This window comes from Pseudomonas sp. I3-I5 (assembly GCF_022699445.1).
Lineage (GTDB): Bacteria > Pseudomonadota > Gammaproteobacteria > Pseudomonadales > Pseudomonadaceae > Aquipseudomonas > Aquipseudomonas fulva.
This window is the reverse complement of the sequence record NZ_CP093940.1, coordinates 1,408,133-1,426,891: the sequence shown is the minus strand read 5'-3', so window position 1 is coordinate 1,426,891 and position 18,759 is coordinate 1,408,133. Positions and strand designations below refer to the sequence as shown.

Annotated in this window: 19 protein-coding genes; 15 read left to right on the top strand and 4 right to left on the bottom strand. The window is 65.0% G+C overall.

Annotation, left to right across the window (positions count from 1 at the left end):
• Positions 1 to 20: 20 nt before the first annotated feature.
• Positions 21 to 155: a hypothetical protein gene (locus MOP87_RS21745; protein ID WP_255212324.1), complete on the bottom strand. Its 135-nt coding sequence runs from the start codon at positions 153 to 155 to the stop codon at positions 21 to 23.
• Positions 156 to 232: 77 nt separating this feature from the next.
• Here MOP87_RS21745 and MOP87_RS06410 point away from each other — a divergent pair, with 77 nt between their 5' ends.
• Positions 233 to 586, top strand: coding sequence for a hypothetical protein (locus tag MOP87_RS06410; protein WP_027916537.1), 354 nt, complete (start codon positions 233 to 235; stop codon positions 584 to 586).
• A gap of 40 nt (positions 587 to 626) precedes the next feature.
• On the opposite strand, the gene MOP87_RS06405 is transcribed toward MOP87_RS06410, so the two are convergent.
• Positions 627 to 1,532, bottom strand: a complete 906-nt coding sequence (locus MOP87_RS06405; RefSeq protein ID WP_242810259.1) for a LysR family transcriptional regulator — start codon at positions 1,530 to 1,532, stop codon at positions 627 to 629.
• Positions 1,533 to 1,655: 123 nt separating this feature from the next.
• On the opposite strand from MOP87_RS06405, the gene lysA reads away from it, so the two are divergent.
• From lysA to MOP87_RS06365, 8 genes are all read left to right on the top strand, one after another.
• Positions 1,656 to 2,888 carry a diaminopimelate decarboxylase gene (gene lysA / locus MOP87_RS06400; RefSeq protein WP_242810258.1) on the top strand — a complete coding sequence of 411 codons (1,233 nt, stop codon included), beginning with the start codon at positions 1,656 to 1,658 and terminating at the stop codon, positions 2,886 to 2,888.
• Between the two features lie 251 nt (positions 2,889 to 3,139).
• The gene (locus MOP87_RS06395; RefSeq protein ID WP_049696327.1) at positions 3,140 to 3,850 is read left to right on the top strand and encodes a helix-turn-helix transcriptional regulator; all 711 of its coding nucleotides are present in this window, start codon (positions 3,140 to 3,142) and stop codon (positions 3,848 to 3,850) included.
• Between the two features lie 217 nt (positions 3,851 to 4,067).
• Positions 4,068 to 5,372 (top strand): TolC family protein, encoded by a 1,305-nt coding sequence (locus MOP87_RS06390; protein WP_242810534.1) that lies wholly within the window; start codon positions 4,068 to 4,070, stop codon positions 5,370 to 5,372.
• Between the two features lie 71 nt (positions 5,373 to 5,443).
• On the top strand, positions 5,444 to 6,589 hold the full coding sequence (locus MOP87_RS06385) for an HlyD family secretion protein (protein ID WP_028688155.1): 1,146 nt from the start codon (positions 5,444 to 5,446) through the stop codon (positions 6,587 to 6,589).
• The gene (locus MOP87_RS06380) at positions 6,579 to 8,090 is read left to right on the top strand and encodes an MDR family MFS transporter (RefSeq protein WP_059183182.1); all 1,512 of its coding nucleotides are present in this window, start codon (positions 6,579 to 6,581) and stop codon (positions 8,088 to 8,090) included. Before MOP87_RS06385 ends, MOP87_RS06380 begins: the two co-directional genes overlap by 11 nt.
• 85 nt (positions 8,091 to 8,175) lie before the next feature.
• Positions 8,176 to 8,940 (top strand): GntR family transcriptional regulator, encoded by a 765-nt coding sequence (locus tag MOP87_RS06375; protein ID WP_242810257.1) that lies wholly within the window; start codon positions 8,176 to 8,178, stop codon positions 8,938 to 8,940.
• A gap of 34 nt (positions 8,941 to 8,974) precedes the next feature.
• Positions 8,975 to 9,439, top strand: coding sequence for a redox-sensitive transcriptional activator SoxR (gene soxR / locus MOP87_RS06370; RefSeq protein ID WP_033695215.1), 465 nt, complete (start codon positions 8,975 to 8,977; stop codon positions 9,437 to 9,439).
• Between the two features lie 120 nt (positions 9,440 to 9,559).
• On the top strand, positions 9,560 to 9,808 hold the full coding sequence (locus MOP87_RS06365; RefSeq protein ID WP_023533700.1) for a CsbD family protein: 249 nt from the start codon (positions 9,560 to 9,562) through the stop codon (positions 9,806 to 9,808).
• A gap of 60 nt (positions 9,809 to 9,868) precedes the next feature.
• On the opposite strand, the gene MOP87_RS06360 is transcribed toward MOP87_RS06365, so the two are convergent.
• Both MOP87_RS06360 and MOP87_RS06355 read right to left on the bottom strand, forming a co-directional pair.
• Positions 9,869 to 10,141 carry a PepSY domain-containing protein gene (locus MOP87_RS06360; RefSeq protein WP_027916528.1) on the bottom strand — a complete coding sequence of 91 codons (273 nt, stop codon included), beginning with the start codon at positions 10,139 to 10,141 and terminating at the stop codon, positions 9,869 to 9,871.
• A gap of 104 nt (positions 10,142 to 10,245) precedes the next feature.
• Entirely contained in the window at positions 10,246 to 11,472 is a 1,227-nt protein-coding gene (locus MOP87_RS06355; protein WP_027916527.1) for an MFS transporter, read from the bottom strand.
• A 398-nt stretch (positions 11,473 to 11,870) separates the two neighbouring features.
• Between MOP87_RS06355 and MOP87_RS06350 the strand changes: the two genes are divergently transcribed.
• From MOP87_RS06350 to MOP87_RS06325, 6 genes are read left to right on the top strand one after another with little or no spacing between them, the layout of a single operon-like run.
• Positions 11,871 to 12,830, top strand: coding sequence for a MoxR family ATPase (locus tag MOP87_RS06350; RefSeq protein WP_023533720.1), 960 nt, complete (start codon positions 11,871 to 11,873; stop codon positions 12,828 to 12,830).
• Positions 12,831 to 12,834: 4 nt separating this feature from the next.
• The gene (locus tag MOP87_RS06345) at positions 12,835 to 13,779 is read left to right on the top strand and encodes a DUF58 domain-containing protein (protein ID WP_027916525.1); all 945 of its coding nucleotides are present in this window, start codon (positions 12,835 to 12,837) and stop codon (positions 13,777 to 13,779) included.
• A complete protein-coding gene (locus MOP87_RS06340; RefSeq protein ID WP_027916524.1) occupies positions 13,776 to 14,270 on the top strand; it encodes a DUF4381 domain-containing protein in 495 nt (164 codons plus the stop codon). The genes MOP87_RS06345 and MOP87_RS06340 overlap by 4 nt, the downstream gene beginning before the upstream one ends.
• A complete protein-coding gene (locus MOP87_RS06335) occupies positions 14,263 to 15,339 on the top strand; it encodes a VWA domain-containing protein (protein ID WP_027916523.1) in 1,077 nt (358 codons plus the stop codon). The genes MOP87_RS06340 and MOP87_RS06335 overlap by 8 nt, the downstream gene beginning before the upstream one ends.
• Positions 15,336 to 17,054: a tetratricopeptide repeat protein gene (locus MOP87_RS06330; protein WP_242810256.1), complete on the top strand. Its 1,719-nt coding sequence runs from the start codon at positions 15,336 to 15,338 to the stop codon at positions 17,052 to 17,054. The genes MOP87_RS06335 and MOP87_RS06330 overlap by 4 nt, the downstream gene beginning before the upstream one ends.
• Positions 17,051 to 18,679 carry a BatD family protein gene (locus MOP87_RS06325; protein WP_027916521.1) on the top strand — a complete coding sequence of 543 codons (1,629 nt, stop codon included), beginning with the start codon at positions 17,051 to 17,053 and terminating at the stop codon, positions 18,677 to 18,679. The genes MOP87_RS06330 and MOP87_RS06325 overlap by 4 nt, the downstream gene beginning before the upstream one ends.
• Positions 18,680 to 18,759 lie beyond the last annotated feature (80 nt).

Sequence of the window (18,759 nt, the reverse complement as noted above, 5' to 3'; positions counted from 1 at the left end):
CTGCGTGCGCCGTGCCGGGATCAACGATAGACGATTGCAGGCAGGGCGAACGATGAAAACCAGGCGTTGAGCGTGCGCATGCACGCCCAGGACTGGGCGAAGCTTAACGACTGACCGGTCATCAAGGCTTGCAGCGCTGCGACAATTTCGTTCAAGGGGCGGTAACTTTACGTTTATGCATGTAAGCAAGACTGTCAGAATTCCCTTCCGTTTCCTTTGATCCGAGCCCGCCATGCAAATCGACACCGCCGTGCTGTTCGCCACCCCCTGCGATGAAGAGGAGGACAACATGGCCACCCTGTGCTGCCACAGCGACAAAGGCCAGATGTTCCTGCTGACCCGCTACCCCGACGAAGACACGGTCGACCTGACCCTGGATGATGAGCCCTCGACCCTGGACGGCTTGAAAGTGACCTTGAGCGCAACTGGCCTGTTGATCGAAGTGGCGGCAGGTGACCGGGACGCCTTGCGCGGTGATGAGGTGCTTCAGATCAACCTGACCAGCACGCTGAGCGATCTGGACGAGATCAGGCAAACCTTGGAAAACATCCTGAGCGGCACCGGCACGTTCATCTGCGAACTCTAATCCACCGATCACTGCGCAGGCTTGCCATAGGCCGCAGGGGCTAGGCCAGTGCGCGCTGCATCGCCTGCGCCTGCTCGCGCAGTGTCTGACAGAACGGCTCGACCGCCGCCGAGGCCGGCCGGTGGTCTGGCCTGACCAGCATCACCTGGTAGGCGATCGAGATCTCCAGCGGCCTGATGGGCAAACCACTCTGGGCCGCCTCCAGCCCGCTCAGGGGGTTGATGATGGCGACGCCCAGGCCCTGCCTGACCATGGCGCACACCGAGGCGGCGCTGGTGGTCTCGATGACCGTGCGACGGTTCACCCCGGCCGCGCGAAACTGGTGGTCCAGACGCTGGCGATAGGTGTCCAGGCTGGCCAGGTTGATGAAATCGATCTCATGGAAGTCCGCCAGGCTCAGCCGTGACCTGGCCTGCAACGGATGGTGCTCAGGCAGCACGCAGACCATGTTGGCGCTGAACAGCAATTCCCCGCTCGCCCCGCGGGGTATCTGCGCGACCTCCGTCAGGCCCAGGTCGTGCTGCTGGGTGGCCAGGGACTCTTCCAGCAGTGGTGACTCCTGGGCCAAGATGCTCACGCTCACCCCAGGGTGCTGTTTGTGGAAACGCTGGCAGACCTTGGGCAGTAGCGTCTGCGAAAACAACGGCAGGCAGGTGACGGCCAACTGGCCCTGCTGAAAATTGCGAATGGCCTGGGCAAAACGGTCGATGCGCTCAAGGCCTACATACGCCCGCTCTACTTCATCGATCAGCAGCAACGCCTGGGCGGTGGCTTCCAAGCGACCGGCCGTGCGTTCGAACAGATGCAGGCCGGTCACGTGCTCTAGCCGCGCCAGCTCACGGCTGATCGTCGGCTGCGAGGTGAACAGCAGACGCGCCGCGCCCGTCACGCTGCCCGAGACCATGATGGCGCGGAACACTTCGATGTGGCGGGCGGAGAGTTTCATGGCAGCACCGACGGTATTCACAAGTCATATCAGGTCTGAATGGGTGGCGCAAAAATAGCTATTTTTCTGAATCAAGTCTATGGGCCATGCTCGCTACTTCCCCCTGTCCGGAGTCCTTCGATCATGAACCATCCTTACGCTGTGCTTGCCGACGCCGTTCGCCAGCACGGTTCACCCCTGTGGGCCTACGACGCCGCCACCATCATCAGCCGGATAGAACAGCTCAAGCCATTCGACACCGTACGCTTCGCCCAGAAGGCCAACCCCAACCTGCAGGTATTGCGCTTGATGCGCCAGCACGGGCTGGTGCTCGATGCGGTGTCGCTCGGGGAAATGGAACGCGCCTTTGCAGCCGGCGCCAGTGTGGCGGGCGAGCCTGCGGGGGTGGTGCTGACTTGCGACGTGCTGGACCGCGCCACCCTGGCGCGCGCGGTCGCGGAAAAGATCGAAGTCAACGCAGGCTCCATCGACATGCTGCGCCAGTTGGGCGAGCACTCGCCAGGGCACCGTGTCTGGCTGCGCATCAACCCAGGGTTCGGCCATGGCCATAGCCGCAAGACCAATACCGGGGGCGAGAACAGCAAGCATGGCATCTGGCACGAGGACCTGCCGCAGGCGCTCGCCTGCATCCGGGCCCATCGCCTGCACCTGGTAGGCGTGCACATGCATATCGGCTCTGGCGTTGACTACTCCCATCTGGAACAGGTGGCTCGTGCCATGATCGAGCTGATCGTGCGCCTGGACACCGACATCGAAGCGTTCTCGATCGGCGGTGGGCTCTCGACGCCATACCGCGATACCGACACGCCGGTGGACCTGCAGCGCTATGCGCAAACCTGGGCAGTGGCACGGCAGGAAATCGAAGCCGTGCTCGGCCACCCGGTGCGCATGGAGATCGAGCCAGGGCGTTTTCTGGTAGCCGAGTCGGGCTATCTGGTGACCGAAGTCCGTGCCGTCAAGCAGGTGGGCCGCAACACATTCGTGCTGGTCGATGCTGGCTTCAACGACCTGATGCGTCCTGCGATGTACGGGGCCTACCATGCCATGACCCTGCTCGATGCCGACGGCCACCCCGTAGACCGCCCGCGGCAACCGACCGTGGTCGCCGGCCCACTGTGCGAATCGGGGGACGTGTTCACTCAGGATGAACAGGCGCTCTGCCCTCAGGACTTGCCCCAGGCCATGGTTGGCGACTTGCTGGTGATTCACGATGCCGGTGCCTACGGCGCCTCCATGTCGTCCAACTACAACAGCCGGCCTTTGCTGCCAGAGGTGATGATCGAAGGCCAAGCCGTACGCTTGATCCGCCGTCGGCAGACCATTGACGCGCTGCTCGCGCTTGAGGCCGGCTTGTAACTTCCAATTCCCTGCATGCCGACCGCCATGGCGAGCCGGCATTGCGGGGATAGACCACCCAGTGCTCCCCACACACTTCGCTCGTTAATAGAATGTGAACTGTGAAAACCAAATAGCTCGCAATAAATTCTTATCTTTTCCTAGAATCAAGCAATTCAGTCACATTCAAACCGCACACTACGCCACCCTTTGCAACCTCCACACACGATCCCCCTTTACAATTGGATCCATTCCAACGATGGATTCCCCACATGCAGACACTCGAAATGGATTACGCCCCCGGCGAACACGTCGCCAGCCACTGCCACGCCCACGACCAACTGATCTACGCGGCCAGTGGCATTGTGCATGTGAGTACCGATTCGGGAAGCTGGGTGATCCATGGGGGTAATGCGTTGTGGGTGCCGGCCGGCGTCAGCCATGCCATTGTCATGGAAGGCGTCGTCAGCATGCGCTCCCTGCTGCTGGCGCCCCATGTCGGCCACTGCCAGGTGATCGTGGTGACGGGGTTGCTGCGTGAATTGATCCTGGCAGCCTCGCGAATGCTCGGTGTCCGGGAGGGCGAGCACGTACGGGCGCTCATTCTCGGCGAGCTCGCCCATGCAAGGCGCATCGACACGTTCGTTGCAATGCCGACGCACGCGCGCCTGAGGGCCTGGTGCGAGCGCATGCTGCGGTCACCCGCCGAGGCGCATTCGCTTGAAGAGTGCGCCACTGCGCTGAACATGAGCACGCGCAATGTGGCCCGGCTGTTTCAGCGCGAGTTGGGCATGTCCCACGGCCAGTGGCGCGCTCGGGCGCGGGTGATGCTGAGCCAGCAGTGCCTGGCGGCAGGCCGTCCGATCATCACCGTGGCGCTCGAACACGGCTACCAGAGCCCAAGCGCCTTTGCAGCCATGTTCAGGCGTATTCTGGGATACGCGCCCAGCGACTGGCAGGACGGGAGCGCACGCCCCCGCTGAAGCGGTTCGAGTTGTCCCGCTGGCGCGCACGGTTGTCCCGCTTGCGGCAGCCTTGACCTGACCGGTCTCGCTAACGTTGCATCATGACTGACAAGCGATGTTCATGATGCCCACTTCGTCGATGATCCCCTCCCCCGTACAGCTTTGCGCTGTGCTGACGTTCGGCCTGCTGGCAGGTTGCACGCACCCTGTCGCCTCCGAACAGCCCCCTGCGGCCATGCGGGTCAACCCTTTGGCCGAGACCCAGGCCGGGGTTAGCGCGCAGCCTTTGCCCGAGCGCTGGTGGCAGTTGTACCAGGACCCGCAACTCGGACGCTGGGTTGAGCGCGCATTGGCCAACAACCAGGACCTGGCCCAGGCCGAAGCCAACGTGCGGGCACTGCTGGCTGGCATCGGCGAGTTTGAGGCGCAGCGCCTGCCTGCTACCTCGCTGGGTATTGCTGCAACCTACGGCAGGGACAGTGACGATCAGACCCTGGCCCAGGCCCGTGACAGCCATGCTTCCTCCTCCTGGCACTTCAATCCGGGCGTGGCGCTGGCGTATCAGGTGGACGTGTGGGGGCAGGTGCAAGCCCAAATCGATCGCGCCAAGGCGCAAGCGCAGGGTGCGAACGCCGCGCACGATGCCGTGAGACTGCAGGTGGCCGCCCAGACCAGCCGTGCCTACATCGAACAATGCGTCTACACCGCCCGCCTGAGCCAGGCCAGGCAAGCCCTGCGCACCCTTGATCGCAGCCTGCTGTTGAGCGACCGCCAGCGTCAGGCCGGCATCGCCACGGCGCTGGACGGCGAGCGGCTGCTCGGCCTGCGTGAACAGGTGCGCGCCCGGATACCTGTTTTCGAGGCGCGGCGCCAGGTGGCGCTGTTCGAGCTGAGCACCCTGGCCGGTGACGCCACGGTTGATCGCACACACCCCTGCGCTGCCATCCCTTCGCTCACGGCAACGCTGCCCACAGGCGATGGCTGGCACCTGCTCGAACGGCGCCCCGACGTACGCCAGGCTGAACGAGCGTTGGAAGCCGCCGGCCTGGAAACGGACATCGTGCGCGCCGACCTGTACCCCAAGGTTCTTTTTGGCGCCCAACTGGCTAGCGCTGATCGTCACATCAGTGGCCTGGGGGCTAGCCGCGCCATCACCTTTGGCGTCGGCCCATTGATCAGCTGGGAATTTCCCAACCTGAAAGCCAACCGCGCCCGGTTGGGCAAGGCCCAGGCTTTGCAGCAGGCCCAGCGCGCTCACTACCGCAGCGTGGCGCTCAAGGCCCTGAAGGATGTGCGCCAGGCTTTGGCCCGCCATGCCGGCGAGCAGCAGCACCTGTCTTCGCTGCAGGCTGCGCTCGAGCACAGCCAGCGCGGCTTCGCCCTGGCACAGGCCAGCTACCGTGCGGGCACCCAGGACGGGCTGGCCCTGCTTGACAGCGAACGCGAGCTGATCGCCCTGCATGACCAGCTCCTCGAGGCGCGCGGCAAGGTGGCCAGTGCCCAGATCGACCTGTTCCGCGCACTGGGCGGCGGGTGGTGAAGCCGCCACGCCCAAGGCTCCGCCGACGCTTGCAAAGCGCAACCGCCTCCACTGGACAATGGAACCCCACCATGAACGCTGCTGCACAAACGCACCCCTCAACCCCGACTGCCGAGCAGGCGACCCTTCGCACACGACGGCGGTTGCTCTATAGCGCAGCCGCATGCCTGGGCGTGCTGGCGCTACTGGCGCTCGCTGGCTACTGGTTCTCCACCGGGCGCTACCTGGAAAGTACCGACGACGCCTACATCCGCGCCGATTGGGTTGCATTGAGTTCGCGCGTGGCGGGCTATGTGGCAACGGTGGAGGTCGAAGACGACCAGCCGGTTGAAGCCGGCGCTGTGCTGGTCCGGTTGCAGGATCGCGATTACCAGGCCCGCAGGGATCGCGCGCGCGCTGCCGAACATCAGGCGCAGGCGGCCATAGACGCGGCGCGGGCTCGCCGCGAGCTGGCCGTGCAGCGCATCGAGCAGCAGGCGCAGGCCACCCTCAAGGCCGAGGCCGCCGTGCACAGTGCCAGCGCCGAACGTCGTCGCAGCCAGCTGGACCTGCAACGCTACCAAGGCCTGGTACGCGACGAGGCAGCCACGACCCAACGGCTGGAGCAGGCGCTGGCCGCTGCCAACCAGGCCAAGGCTGTCGAGCAAGGGGCGAAGGCAGCATGGCGGGAACAACAGGCGCAGCAACGGATGGCCAAGGCCGGCGCTGCCCAGGCCAAGGCTGACCTGCAGCAGCACCTGGCCGCCTTCGAAAGCGCCAGGGCCGAACGCCGACTGGCCGAACAGGACGCCCAGGACACCGTGCTGCGCGCACCGGTGGCAGGCGTGGTGGGCAAGCGCCACGTGCGTGCAGGGCAATACGTGGTGCCGGGCCAGCCGTTGTTGGCAGTGGTGCCGGTCGCGCAGGCCTATGTCGTCGCCAACTACAAGGAAACCCAGTTGGCTCGGATGCGCCCAGGGCAGCCTGTACAGGTACAGGTGGACAGTTTCCCTGGCCAGGCATTCGAAGGTCACGTAGCAAGCTTCTCGCCGGCCTCGGGCAATGTTTTCGCGTTGCTGCCGTCGGACAATGCCACAGGCAACTTCACCAAGATCGTCCAGCGTTTTGCGGTGCGCATCCTGCTCGACCTGCCCGTAAACGGGCCGCAGATACTGCCCGGCATGTCGGTGGTGACCACCGTCGACACGCGCACGCCGGAGCCTGCCGATGCGCGCTGAACAACCGGTATCCCTGCGCGCCTGGGTGGCTGTGCTGGGCGGGCTGTTCGGCTGTTTCATGGCCGGCATGAACGTGCACGTCACCAGTGCCGCACTGCCCGAGATACGCGGCTCGCTGGGCGCCAGCTTCGAGGAAGGGTCATGGATATCCACCGCCTACCTGGTGGCAGAGATCGTGATGATCCCCCTGACGGCCTGGCTGGTGGAGGTGTTCTCCCTGCGCCGGGTGATGTGGACGGGCTCGCTGGTCTTCCTGATCGCGTCGGTGGCCTGTTCGTGGGCGCCGAACCTTGAAACCATGATCGTGATCCGGGTAATCCAGGGCGCCGCCGGCGCCGTGCTGATCCCGCTGTCGTTCCAGCTGATCATCACCGAACTGCCGGCCAGCCGAATGGCCATGGGCATGGCGTTGTTCAGCCTGGCCAACAGCGTGGCGCAGGCAGCGGGCCCTTCGATCGGCGGCTGGTTGACCGATGCGTACTCCTGGCGCTGGATCTTCTACCTGCAGCTGTTTCCTGGTATTGCCCTGCTGTGCGCCATTGCCTGGTCCATCGAGGCCAGGCCGATGAAGTTGCAGTTGCTGCGCCACGGTGACTGGCTCGGCATCGCCGCCATGGTGATTGGCCTGGGCGGGCTGCAGATCGTGCTGGAAGAAGGCGGCCGGTTGGACTGGTTCGGGTCTTCGTTCATTACGGGCATGACCGTGGTGTCAGCATTGGCCCTGGTGCTGTTCGTGACGACCCAGCTGTTCGGCCCGCGCGCGTTCATCAATCTGCGGTTGCTGGGCCGTTACAACTTCGGCGTGGCCAGCCTGGCGATGTTCATCTTCGGGGCGGCCACCTTCGGGCTGGTGTTTCTGGTACCCAACTACCTCTCGCAACTGCAAGGCTTCAGTGCACGGGACGTGGGTGTGGCGTTGATCGCCTACGGGCTCGTGCAGTTGTTGCTGGCGCCCTTGATGCCGCGCCTGATGCGGTGGACCAGCGCCAAGTTCATGGTGGCCAGCGGGTTCCTGATCATGGCGCTGGGCTGCTGGATGGGCGCCAGCCTGACGGCCGACAGTGCCGACAATGTGATCATCCCCTCCACCGTGGTACGGGGTATCGGCCAGCCGTTCATCATGGTTGCGTTGTCCGTGCTGGCAGTGGCCGGGCTGGACAAGCGCGAGGCCGGGTCGGCCTCGGCGGTGTTCTCGATGCTGCGCAACCTGGGTGGCGCCATCGGCACGGCTGGCCTGACCCAACTGGTGGCCACGCGCGAGCGCCTGCACAGTGCGCGCATCCATGAGCATGTGACCGTGTTCGAGCCGCAACTGCACACACGCCTGGATCCGACCGTGCAGACATGGCTCTGGCATTCGCAGCAGTGGCTAGAAGGGTTGTCGGGCACCATCCGCCGCGAAGCCTACCTGATGGCCTACAGCGATGCCTTCTACCTGGCTTGCCTGGCGTTGCTCGGCTGTGCGGTGGCAGCATTGCTGCTGAGGTCGCACAAGGGGTAATGAGGCGATGGCGGGCGCTTGGCTCGGGAGTGACGAACGGCTGGTACACTGGCGCCTTTGTACAACGTCCAGACAGGTTCTACCCATGCACCAAGCCCGCTATGCCACTGTGGCCAAGGACTTGATCGAGGCAATCGCCAGCAGCCGCTATCCGGTCGGGGGCTTGTTGCCCACTGAAATCGAACTGTGCGCGCTCTACGGTGTGAGCCGGCATACGGTTCGCGCGGCGGTCGAGCAGTTGCAGAGCCTGGGCCTGGTGTCGCGGCGCAAGCGCATTGGGACACGCGTCGAGGCGCGCCACCCTCAGATCGGCTACCGGCAGTCGATAGCGAGCCTGGCAGAGCTCTCGCATCATCTTCAGGCACCCGTGCGTCAGATTCGCGCTGTTCGCCAATTCGTGGCTGCCCCTGAGGAGGCCGAGCGACTGGGGCTGGTGCCAGGGGAACAGTACTTCTGCATCGAGGCGTTGCACCGTACCTCTGCGGGCCACCCCTTGGTGGTGTGTGCAAGCGCCGTCTATGCCCAATCCGACTACGCGCAGGTGATCGAACTGGCCCAGGCACATCCCGAGCAGTTGATCGCCTGCCTGATCGAGCAGCACTACGAGCGGGTGATCGCCGTGATCGACCAGCACGTTCAGGCACAGTCACTGACCCTTGACCAGGCCCGTGTATTAAGTGCCGAGCCGGGGGCGCCGGCGCTGTGCGTGGTGCGCCACTACCGCGAGGAAAACGGCGACCTGATGGCGGTCTGCGAAAGCCTCTACCCCGCTGATCGCTACAGCCTGGTCAACCAGTTACGTCGCGACCGCATGCCCGCAAGCGCCGCGGCTGTCCCCCCAGCGTTCTGACGCCCCCCAGTACACCCATTGGAGATCCACTCGCATGGCAGCAGAATCGACACGGATGCTTACCGTAGGTGAGGTGGCTCGCCGCAGCGGTATCGCGGTATCGGCACTGCATTTCTACGAAAGCAAGGGTTTGATCGCCAGCACGCGCACGGCTGGCAACCAACGCCGCTATCCGTCGCTGGTGCTGCGCACCCTGGCAATCATCAAGGTGGCCCAGCGCACCGGTATTGCCCTGGATGAAATCAAGCAGGCGCTGGGGCGCTACCCGCCCAACAGCAAGCTCACGGCAGCCCAGTGGGGCGAAATGTCCAGTGCGTGGCGAGAAGACCTGAACCAGCGCATTCGCCTGCTCCAGGCGTTGCGCGACAACCTGGACAACTGCATCGGCTGCGGCTGCCTGTCGCTGGAGCAATGCCCGCTACGCAACCCACAGGATGTACTGGGCGAGGAAGGCAGCGGGCCCAGGATCTTGGAACGGCACGTGCGTGAGGGCACGTAACCGCAGCAGGTGCACGGCGCGGTAGTATCTGGCGCCGCTTTGGTTGGAACCAATCGGCGGCGCTAACGCCCTAACCTTTTGCTATTTAACCAATCCCGTTAGCGAAAGGATGACCGAACCATGAAACGCGAACAGATCGAAGGTGTAGCAGAGAACATTGCGGGTAAAGCCCAGAGCGCTGTAGGCCGTCTGATCGACGATCCGGCCCTGGAAGCCGAAGGTGAAGGCCGTCAGGCTGCTGGCCAGGTGACCAAGACTTACGGCGATGCCGTGAACTGCGTCTCGTCCTTCGTCAAGGAAAAGCCGTTTGCTGCCGTGGCCATCGGTGCCGCGCTGGCCATGGTGGTGTCGCGTCTGCTGCGCCGCTGACCGAATGCATCAGGCCCACGCGGGTGCGTGGGCCTGATGGGCTTTCAATGCAGGCTGAACTCAGTTATCCAGTTCATCCTTGACGATACGGCCATCTCGCGGGTCGACCTTGAACTCGTACTGCTTGCCGTCAGCTTTCATCCCCTCGCCTTCCCAATGACCGTCATCGGCTTCGATCTTGGTGATCTGGGTGTAGCCGGCGCCTTTGAGGGCAGCTTCGGCCTGATCCTTGTTCACTTTCCAGTCGGCGCCGGGCTGATCGGCCCAGGCAACAGAAGCGCCCATCGCGCCAACCAGGGCCAGGCCAGTGAACAGTCGAGTCATCGCTTTCATTGCAGGTTTCCTTCTTGGAGGGTGTGAACATGCGACCGACAGTCGGTACGCCGCGTTCATTCCAATCCTCCCAGTGCCGCACTGACGCGAGTGGCTCAGCGCCCTCAACCCGGCTGGCTGACCAGTGCATTACTGACACTGCGCCCGAGCACCAGCACCGTCACGAAACCGCAACCTACCAGTGCCGTGGCCATGCTCAGCAGCACACCAGTGCCCAGGTGATCGACCACCTGCCCACCAAAGAACGACCCTACGGCGATGATGACCTGGAACATGGCCACGAACAGCGGCATGCCCCGCTCCACATCCTTGGGCGCGACCACGAACATCCAGATGTTCGCGCAGGCAGGAAACGCCCCGAAGGCAAAGCCCCATAACGCGATCAGCATCGCAGCGCCTGTCATGCCAGTGGCAAAGTGCGGGAACAGCGCCGTGCTCACGGCAATCAGCAGCGCCACCAGCAGCAAGGTATGCCGCACGCTGCGGTTGGCCGCAAAGCCTGCGAAGATATTGCCCATGAACCCCGCCACGCCGTAGAGCAGCAGCAATGAGCCAATGGTTGGGCCATCGAAGCCGGCGTTTTGCTTGAAGAAAGGGGCCACGTAGGTGTAGGCGGCAAAATGCGCCAGCCCGATCAGCAACACGGCAATCAGGCCCACGCGCGCCTGTGGATTGATGAACAACGCCGGCAGGTCGCTGATGCGAATGGCCTTCTCCGGCATCAACCGGGGCAGGAGCATGACCTGCGCCAACAGTACCGGCACCCCTACTACGGCAGTGACCAGGAACGTCATCCGCCAGCCCATCAGCCCGCTGAGCCAGGTACCCACCGGCACACCGATGACCGTGGCCAGGGTAACGCCGGCCATGATGATCGAGTTGGCCTTGGCCACTCCGACGCCATCGGGCGCCAGGCGGCTGCTCAAGGCAATGGCGGTCGCCCAGAAGCCACCGATACTCACCCCCAGCAGCACGCGCCCCAGCAGCAACAGGTGAAAATTACCGGCAAACGCGACGATGGCGTTGGCCAGGATCATGATCAAGGTCAGGCCGATCAGCAGGTAGCGCCGGTCCAGGTTGCCGACACCGACAGAAATGGTCGGCGCCGCCAGGGCTGCCATGATGCCGGGCAAGGTGACCATCAGCCCGGCAAGGCCTGCACTGATGCCCAGATCGTTGGCGACGTCGTTCAGCACGCCGACTGGAAGAAACTCGCTGGTCACCAAGGCGAACGCGCCCACGGCCACGGAGAGAATGGCCAGCCACTGCTGGAGCAGGCTTTGCTGTTGGTGTTCGGGCAGACCACGAGGGGCCGGACTGACGCTTGGCATTGTGCACAATTCCATGACATGGCGCCTAAACGAGGCGCACGAGAGGCTAAATCAGGCCGCGAGTATAAAGAGCACGGGCCGCCAGGCGAGAGGCCGGCCGCTCGATAGTGGTTATCGCTGTGATCGATAGAGCGCAGGGCTCAGGGTTACGCGGGACTTGGAACGGCTTGGCCGGGGCGCCGGACTGGCCGCGATGGGCTGTGATGGGCAGCGCAGCAAACCCAGGATTTCAACGCTACGGCACTTATCCCGAGGACCGCGCTGATCTTCTGATAGGCCGCCCTTCAGATAAATTTCCAAGCCGCCATTGGTCGCCACCCCCTCGGATGGATTAAAGTATCAACCCTTGCCGGGCCGCTGCCATCAGCCGCCTGGTCCTCTATCAGGAACCGTCGCCGATGGAACACCGTGAGGCGCTGATCGCGCTGCGCACCTTTCTCTCTTCCCAGATCCTTGGCCAGGAAAAGCTGGTCGAGCGGCTGCTGATCGTGCTGTTGGCCGATGGCCACATGCTGGTGGAAGGTGCGCCGGGCCTGGCAAAGACCAAGGCCATCAAGGAACTGGCCGAGGGCATCGAGGCGCAATTTCACCGTATCCAGTTCACCCCCGACCTGCTGCCCGCCGACATCACCGGCACCGAGATCTATCGGCCCGAGACCGGGAGCTTCGTGTTCCAGCAGGGGCCGATCTTTCATAACCTGGTGCTGGCGGACGAAATCAACCGGGCGCCGGCGAAGGTGCAATCGGCGCTGCTCGAAGCCATGGCCGAGCGCCAGGTCAGTGTGGGGCGAAGCACCTACGACCTGTCGCCGCTGTTCTTGGTCATGGCCACGCAGAACCCGATCGAGCAGGAAGGCACCTATCCCCTGCCCGAGGCGCAACTCGACCGTTTCCTGATGCATGTCAAGATCGGCTTCCCCGACGCTGCCGTGGAGCGCCGCATCCTGGCCCAGGCTCGCGGCGAGGCGCTGGGCGGTGAGACCAAGCCCGAGCGGCGGGTCAGCCAGCAGGCGATCTTCGCAGCTCGCAAGGAAATCCTCGGCCTGTACATGGCAGACGCGGTGGAGGAGTACCTGGTGCAACTGGTCATGGCCACGCGTACGCCGGCCAAATTCGACAACGAACTGGCCGACTGGATTGCCTATGGCGCCAGTCCGCGCGGCTCGATTTCCCTGGACCGCTGCGCACGGGCCCATGCGTGGCTTGCCGGGCGCGATTTCGTCAGCCCCGAGGACATTCAGGCGGTACTGTTCGACGTGTTGCGCCACCGCATCATCCTGTCGTTCGAAGCCGAGGCGGCGGGGGTCGACCAGGACCGGGTCGTGCAGCGTATCCTCGACGTCGTGGCCGTTGCCTGACCCCATGTCCAGCACCCCGCTGATCGAGCCCGGCATTCGTATCACCCTTGCCGAACTCATCGACATGCGCCACCGCGTGCGCGAAATCCAGCTGTTCTCCAACCCCGGCCAACGTAGCCCGCTGGTGGGCCTGCACCATTCCAAGCTGCGGGGCCGGGGTGTGGACTTCGATCAGGTTCGGGTGTACCAGGCCGGTGACGATGTGCGCAACATCGACTGGCGGGTCACTGCCCGCACCCAGGAGCCTCACACCAAGCTATTTCACGAAGAACGCGAGCGGCCGATCTTCATTCTCGTGGAGCAGAGCCAGCGGCTGTTCTTCGGCTCCGGGCTGGTGTTCAAGTCGGTACTGGCGGCTCAGGCGGCGGCCCTGTTCGGCTGGGCCGCGCTGGGGCACAACGACCGGATCGGGGGGCTGGTGTTCGGTGACAACGATCCCCACGAGATCAAACCCAGGCGCAGCAAGCAAAGCCTGCTGCAACTGCTCAATCGTCTGGCCAAGGTCAACCAGTCGCTGCACACCGAAGGCGTCGCCCAGGCCGATAGCCTTGGCCTTGCGCTGCGCAGGGCGCGTGAAGTATTGAGGCCAGGCAGTCTGGCCATCGTGATTTGCGATGAGCGCTCGCTGACGCCCCAGTGCGAACAACACCTGGCCATGCTCTCGCGTCACTGCGACCTGTTGCTGATGCCGGTATCGGACCCGCTGGACCACGCTCTGCCAGCGGCCGGCTTGCTGAGGTTTGCGCAACGGGGCGCGCAGCTGGAGCTGGACACGCTGGACGAAGGGCTGCGCCAGGCCTACCGGCACCAAGCCGAGGCGCGCATCGAGCGCTGGGAATTGATGGCGCAAAAGCTCAGGGTGCTGCTGATGCCACTGACCACGCAAAGCGAGATGATCGAGCAATTGCGCGATTACCTGAGTGCCCAGCGCATGGGCAGCGCCTCGTGAACCCGCTTGACCAGTTGCAGCCATTGATCGCGCCCCCGCCGATCAGCCCCTGGCCACCGGCGCCTGGCTGGTGGCTGCTGTTGGCGTTGTTGCCCGTGCTGGCCTGGGGCCTGTGGCGCGTGCGTCGCTGGCGCCCACGCAAACGGCCCCTACCACGCACCGAGCAGCCGCTCGACCCGGTGCGCGTGGCGGCGCTCGAGGAACTGGCGCGTCTGCCCCGCCCCTACGACAAAGCGCCTGCCGGCGCCTGGCTGCAGCAGATCAATGCCCTGCTCAAACGGCTGTGTCGCAGTCACTACCCCTTGGCCAATAGCCACACGCTAAATGGCCGGCAATGGCTGGCCTTTCTTGACAACCGCTGCCCGGCAGCAGGCCTGACCCGCTGGATGGTGTTGGTCGAAGGGGCCTACAAGCCCGAATGCCGCCTGGACGACAAGGCCATCGCCGGGCTTAGCCAGGCGGTGGAAACCTGGATTCGCAAGCATGTTTGAACTGGCCTGGCCGTGGATATTCGCCTTGCTGCCCCTGCCTTGGCTGGCACGGCTCGTGCTGCCTGCCGCCGACAGTGGAGAGCCTGTCCTCAAAGTCGGCTTCCTGCAAGAGCTTGAAAGCCTGGCGGGGCGCCGCGCCCGCCTGAACCTGCCAACCTGGCGCCAGCAGGCCCCGTTCGTCGTGATCTGGCTGCTGTTGCTGTGCGCCGCCGCTCGCCCCCAATGGCTGGGCGAGCCGATGCCGGTGGCAGCCAGTGGGCGCGACCTGCTGGTGGCAGTGGACGTGTCCGGCTCGATGGACTTCCCGGACATGCAGTGGCAGGGCGAAGACATCAGCCGGCTCGACCTGGTCAAGGCGCTGCTGGGCGACTTCTTGCAGGACCGTGAAGGTGATCGGGTGGGGCTGATCCTGTTCGGCAGCCAAGCCTACCTGCAGGCCCCGCTGACCTTCGACAGGCGCACGGTGCGCACCTTTCTCGATGAAGCCCAGATCGGCATCGCCGGCAAGAACACCGCCATTGGCGATGCCATCGGCCTGGCCGTCAAGCGGCTGCGCCAGCGGCCCTCGCAGAGCCGAGTGCTGGTGCTGATCACCGACGGGGCCAACAATGGCGGGCTGATCCACCCCCTCACCGCCGCCCGTTTGGCCGCTCAGGAGGGCGTGCGCATCTACACCATCGGCATTGGCGCCGATCCGCAAGCCACCGGCACCCCTGGCCTACTGGGCCTGAATCCAAGCCTGGACCTGGATGAAGCGTCCTTGCGCGAAATCGCCGAGACCACCCAGGGCGCGTACTTCCGCGCCCATGATGGCGCCGAACTCGATGCCATCGGTGACACGCTTGACCGGCTTGAACCGGTGGCGCAACAGCCGACCCAGGCGCGTACGGCAAAGGCCTTGTATGCCTGGCCACTGGCCTTGGCGCTGCTGCTGAGCGTGCTGCTGGTGATCAGCGTGCAGTGGCCGGACAACCCGCTGCAACGACAATTGCGCAAGCCGCGCTTTCTGCAACCGCACCCACAATGGCGGCAGCGCCTCAAACGCCTGCGCCTGAGGAGGCCGCGATGATCGATCTATGGCCCCAATGGTTGCGCCCGCTGTGGTTGCTGAGCGTTCCCGTGCTCGGCTGGTTGCTGTTCAAGCTTTGGCACCGGCGCAGGCGCGCCGGGCGCTGGCAAATGATCCTGCCCCCGGCCTTCCATAACGTGCTGCTCGGTGGCGGCAGTGGCAACACCAGCAAGCTACCCTGGATAGCCCTGGGCCTTGCCTGGCTGCTGGTGGTGCTGGCCCTGCTGGGCCCGAGCTGGCAACGCGTGGAGCAAAGCCGCCAGCGGCCTGCCGATCCTCTGGTCATCCTGCTGGAACTGACCCCGCAGATGCTGGCCGAGGACAGCCCGCCCAATCGTCTTGAGCAGGCGCGTCGCAAGATACTCGACGTACTCGAGCACCGGCGTGACAGCCAGACCGCACTGGTGGTCTACGCAGGGTCGGCGCATACCCTGGTGCCGCTGTCCGACGACCTGGCCACAACACGCAACCTGCTCGAAGCACTCGACCCCTCGATCATGCCCAAGCCCGGGCAGCGGGCAGACCTTGCCGTGCACAAGGGCCTGGCCCTGCTCGCCCAGAGCGGCCTTGGCCAGGGCCGACTGCTGCTGGTCGGGTCCTCGCTCAGCGCCGCCGAGCGCCAAGGCATCAGCCAGGCCCTGGGTCGCCATGGCCCAAGCCTGCTGATGCTGGGCATCGGCAGCCGTGACGGGGCGCCAGTGCGCCAAGCCAACGGGGAATTTCTCAAGGACGACCAGGGCGCGATCCTGTTGCCACGGCTGGACGGCGCGGCGCTCAAAGGCTTCATCAATGGCACTGGCGGGCGTTACCGGCATGCCCGCATCGATGACCTGGACCTGCGCGGCCTAGGGCTGTTCGACAACCCGCGCAGCACACGCAGCGAAGGCCAGACCCTGCAACTGGACAGCTGGGCCGACCAAGGCTACTGGTTGCTGATTCCGTTGCTGCTGCTGGCGGCCTGTGCCGGTCGGCGGGGTTGGCTGTTCTGCCTGCCGCTGTTGCTGGCCCTGCCCCAGCCCGGCCAGGCGTTCGAGCTCGACGATCTGTGGCTGCGCCCCGACCAGCAAGGCCAGCGCCTGCTCGAGCAGGGTCGAGCGGCCGAAGCGGCCGGCCGCTTCCGTGACCCGCAATGGCGAGGCATGGCCCTGTACCAGGCGGGTGACTATGCCGGCGCTGCCGAGGCGTTTCTGCAGGTCGACACGGCCGCCGCGCACTACAATCGCGGCAATGCTCTGGCATACAGTGGTGAACTGGAAGCGGCGCTGGACGCGTATGATCAAGCCCTGGAGCGTCAGCCAGACCTGCAGGCGGCGCTGGACAACCAGGCACTGGTCGAGCAAATGCTGGCCCAGCGCCAAGGCAAGTCTGCCGAACAGCCCGGCAGCACCGACGCCCAGGATTCGCCTGGTCGTGAAACCGAGGGCAACAGCAGCGCGCAAGGTAGCCCGGCAGAGCCTGCGCCCGGTTCCGACGAGCAGGCGGGGGACGGCGCCTCGGCCCAAGGCGACGGCGGTGACCAGGGTGCATCTGGCAACCCGCCAGGCGAGGATGACGATGTGGTCGACCCACCCCACGCGCCTGTCACCACCGCGCTCGATGCCGAGCAACGCCAGGCGCTGGAACAATGGCTCCGAGAAATCCCCGACAATCCCGCGCAGTTGCTACGGCGCAAATTCTGGTACGAACAGCAATTGCAACAGGAAACCCCACGATGAGTCGCTGCGGCGTCTTTCTCCTCATGCTGCTCTGGAACGTGCTGGCTCACGCCGAGCCGTCGCTCAAGGCCAGTGTCGACCGTACACGTCTGGAAGCCGGCGAGAGCCTGGAGCTGACCCTCGAAAGCCAGGATGTGACCGAGTTCGGCAAGCCTGACCTGCGGGCACTGGAAGGTGACTTCGAGGTGCGCAGTACCCGGCAGTTGAACAGCCTGCACACCCTCGATGGCGAGACCCGCGCCAGCACCCGCTGGATCATCACGCTCCTGCCCCGGCGCAGCGGCAGCCTGCAGATCCCTGCCCTGCAATTGGGGCAGTCGTTCAGCCAGCCGGTAGACCTGCAAGTGCTGCAAGCCGATGCCAACCGCCAGGACAACGCCCAGGTGTTCATCGAGGCGACCCTGGACAGCACCGATGTCTACGTGCAGGCCCAGGCTGTACTGACCCTGCGCATCTACCATTCGGTTGCGCTGTATGACGACAGCAGCCTCAGCCCGCTGCAACTGGAAAACGCCAAGGTCGAGCCCCTGGGCGAATCGCGCACCTACGAAAAGGAAATTCAGGGTGTGCGCCATGGCGTGATCGAAACGCGCTATGCCGTCTATGCCCAGCAAAGCGGCACCCTGGACATTCCTTCGCTGACCTTCACCGCCACGGCTGCGGCCAATAGCCAGGGCGAGCAGAACGGCAACGGCGCTGCCCGTGCCGGCCGCCAGGTACAGGTAAGCTCTACGCCGCTGCGTCTGACGGTACGGCCCGTCCCGGCCCAGTGGCCGGCCGGGCTGCCCTGGCTGCCCGCGCGTAGCCTGACCCTGGAGGAACGCTGGAGCCCCGATCCTGCCGCCCAGCAGACCCAGATCGGCGATTCGTTGACCCGCACCGTCACCCTGCGCGCCGAAGGGCTGTCCAGCGCTCAGTTGCCGCCAGTGCCGCCCACCGAAGCCAATGGCCTGCGCCGCTACCCCGATCAACCGTTGTTGCGCAACGAGATCAGCGAACGGGGCATGACCGCCACCCGCGAGGAACGCGAGGCGCTCATTCCCACCCACAGCGGCCCGCTGGCCTTGCCTGCGCTGGAAGTGACATGGTGGAACACCCGCGAAGATCACCTCGAGCACAGTGGCCTGCCTGCACGCTCGATCACCGTGCAGGACAACCCTGCCCTGGTGGCCGAGGCCCCGGTGGTGGGCAATGGCAGCAGCACACTGCTGTGGCCTTGGCAGCTGGCGACCCTGGTGCTTGCGTTGACCACGCTGCTGGGCTTCACCCTGTGGTGGCGCGCCCGTTCGCAGCCAGCGGTGCTGCGTGCGGCGCAGACAGGGCCGAGCCCGCGCACCCTGCTGGACGACCTCAAGCGCGCCTGCCTGGCCAACGACCCCCAGGCCACGCGCCAGGCCCTGGATGCCTGGGCGCGGCAACAGCCGCAGACCCTGGCCGAGATGGCGGCGCGCTTCGTACCCTTGTCCGACGCCCTGGATGGGTTGAACGGCGCGCTGTACAGCGAAAGCGGCCAGCACTGGCAAGGTGAAGACCTGTGGCGGGCGATCGGCACCATTCCACCGGCCGAACAGGTGCTGCTGCCCACCGGCGAGAGCGCCAGCCTGCCACCGCTGTATCCCAAGTGAGCATGTGGCGGCGCGTCATCGACCGGGTTCGCGCCGTGTACCGACCGGCTTTACCGGCCCGCACAGCGCCGCGCCCATGG

Coding starts and splice junctions, on each gene's coding strand:
- MOP87_RS06410 (WP_027916537.1), top strand. CDS start 233: ATGCAAATCGACACCGCCGTGCTGTTCGCCACCCCCTGCGATGAAGAG.
- MOP87_RS06405 (WP_242810259.1), bottom strand. CDS start 1,532: ATGAAACTCTCCGCCCGCCACATCGAAGTGTTCCGCGCCATCATGGTC.
- lysA (WP_242810258.1), top strand. CDS start 1,656: ATGAACCATCCTTACGCTGTGCTTGCCGACGCCGTTCGCCAGCACGGT.
- MOP87_RS06395 (WP_049696327.1), top strand. CDS start 3,140: ATGCAGACACTCGAAATGGATTACGCCCCCGGCGAACACGTCGCCAGC.
- MOP87_RS06390 (WP_242810534.1), top strand. CDS start 4,068: ATGCGGGTCAACCCTTTGGCCGAGACCCAGGCCGGGGTTAGCGCGCAG.
- MOP87_RS06385 (WP_028688155.1), top strand. CDS start 5,444: ATGAACGCTGCTGCACAAACGCACCCCTCAACCCCGACTGCCGAGCAG.
- MOP87_RS06380 (WP_059183182.1), top strand. CDS start 6,579: ATGCGCGCTGAACAACCGGTATCCCTGCGCGCCTGGGTGGCTGTGCTG.
- MOP87_RS06375 (WP_242810257.1), top strand. CDS start 8,176: ATGCACCAAGCCCGCTATGCCACTGTGGCCAAGGACTTGATCGAGGCA.
- soxR (WP_033695215.1), top strand. CDS start 8,975: ATGGCAGCAGAATCGACACGGATGCTTACCGTAGGTGAGGTGGCTCGC.
- MOP87_RS06365 (WP_023533700.1), top strand. CDS start 9,560: ATGAAACGCGAACAGATCGAAGGTGTAGCAGAGAACATTGCGGGTAAA.
- MOP87_RS06360 (WP_027916528.1), bottom strand. CDS start 10,141: ATGAAAGCGATGACTCGACTGTTCACTGGCCTGGCCCTGGTTGGCGCG.
- MOP87_RS06355 (WP_027916527.1), bottom strand. CDS start 11,472: ATGCCAAGCGTCAGTCCGGCCCCTCGTGGTCTGCCCGAACACCAACAG.
- MOP87_RS06350 (WP_023533720.1), top strand. CDS start 11,871: ATGGAACACCGTGAGGCGCTGATCGCGCTGCGCACCTTTCTCTCTTCC.
- MOP87_RS06345 (WP_027916525.1), top strand. CDS start 12,835: ATGTCCAGCACCCCGCTGATCGAGCCCGGCATTCGTATCACCCTTGCC.
- MOP87_RS06335 (WP_027916523.1), top strand. CDS start 14,263: ATGTTTGAACTGGCCTGGCCGTGGATATTCGCCTTGCTGCCCCTGCCT.
- MOP87_RS06330 (WP_242810256.1), top strand. CDS start 15,336: ATGATCGATCTATGGCCCCAATGGTTGCGCCCGCTGTGGTTGCTGAGC.
- MOP87_RS06325 (WP_027916521.1), top strand. CDS start 17,051: ATGAGTCGCTGCGGCGTCTTTCTCCTCATGCTGCTCTGGAACGTGCTG.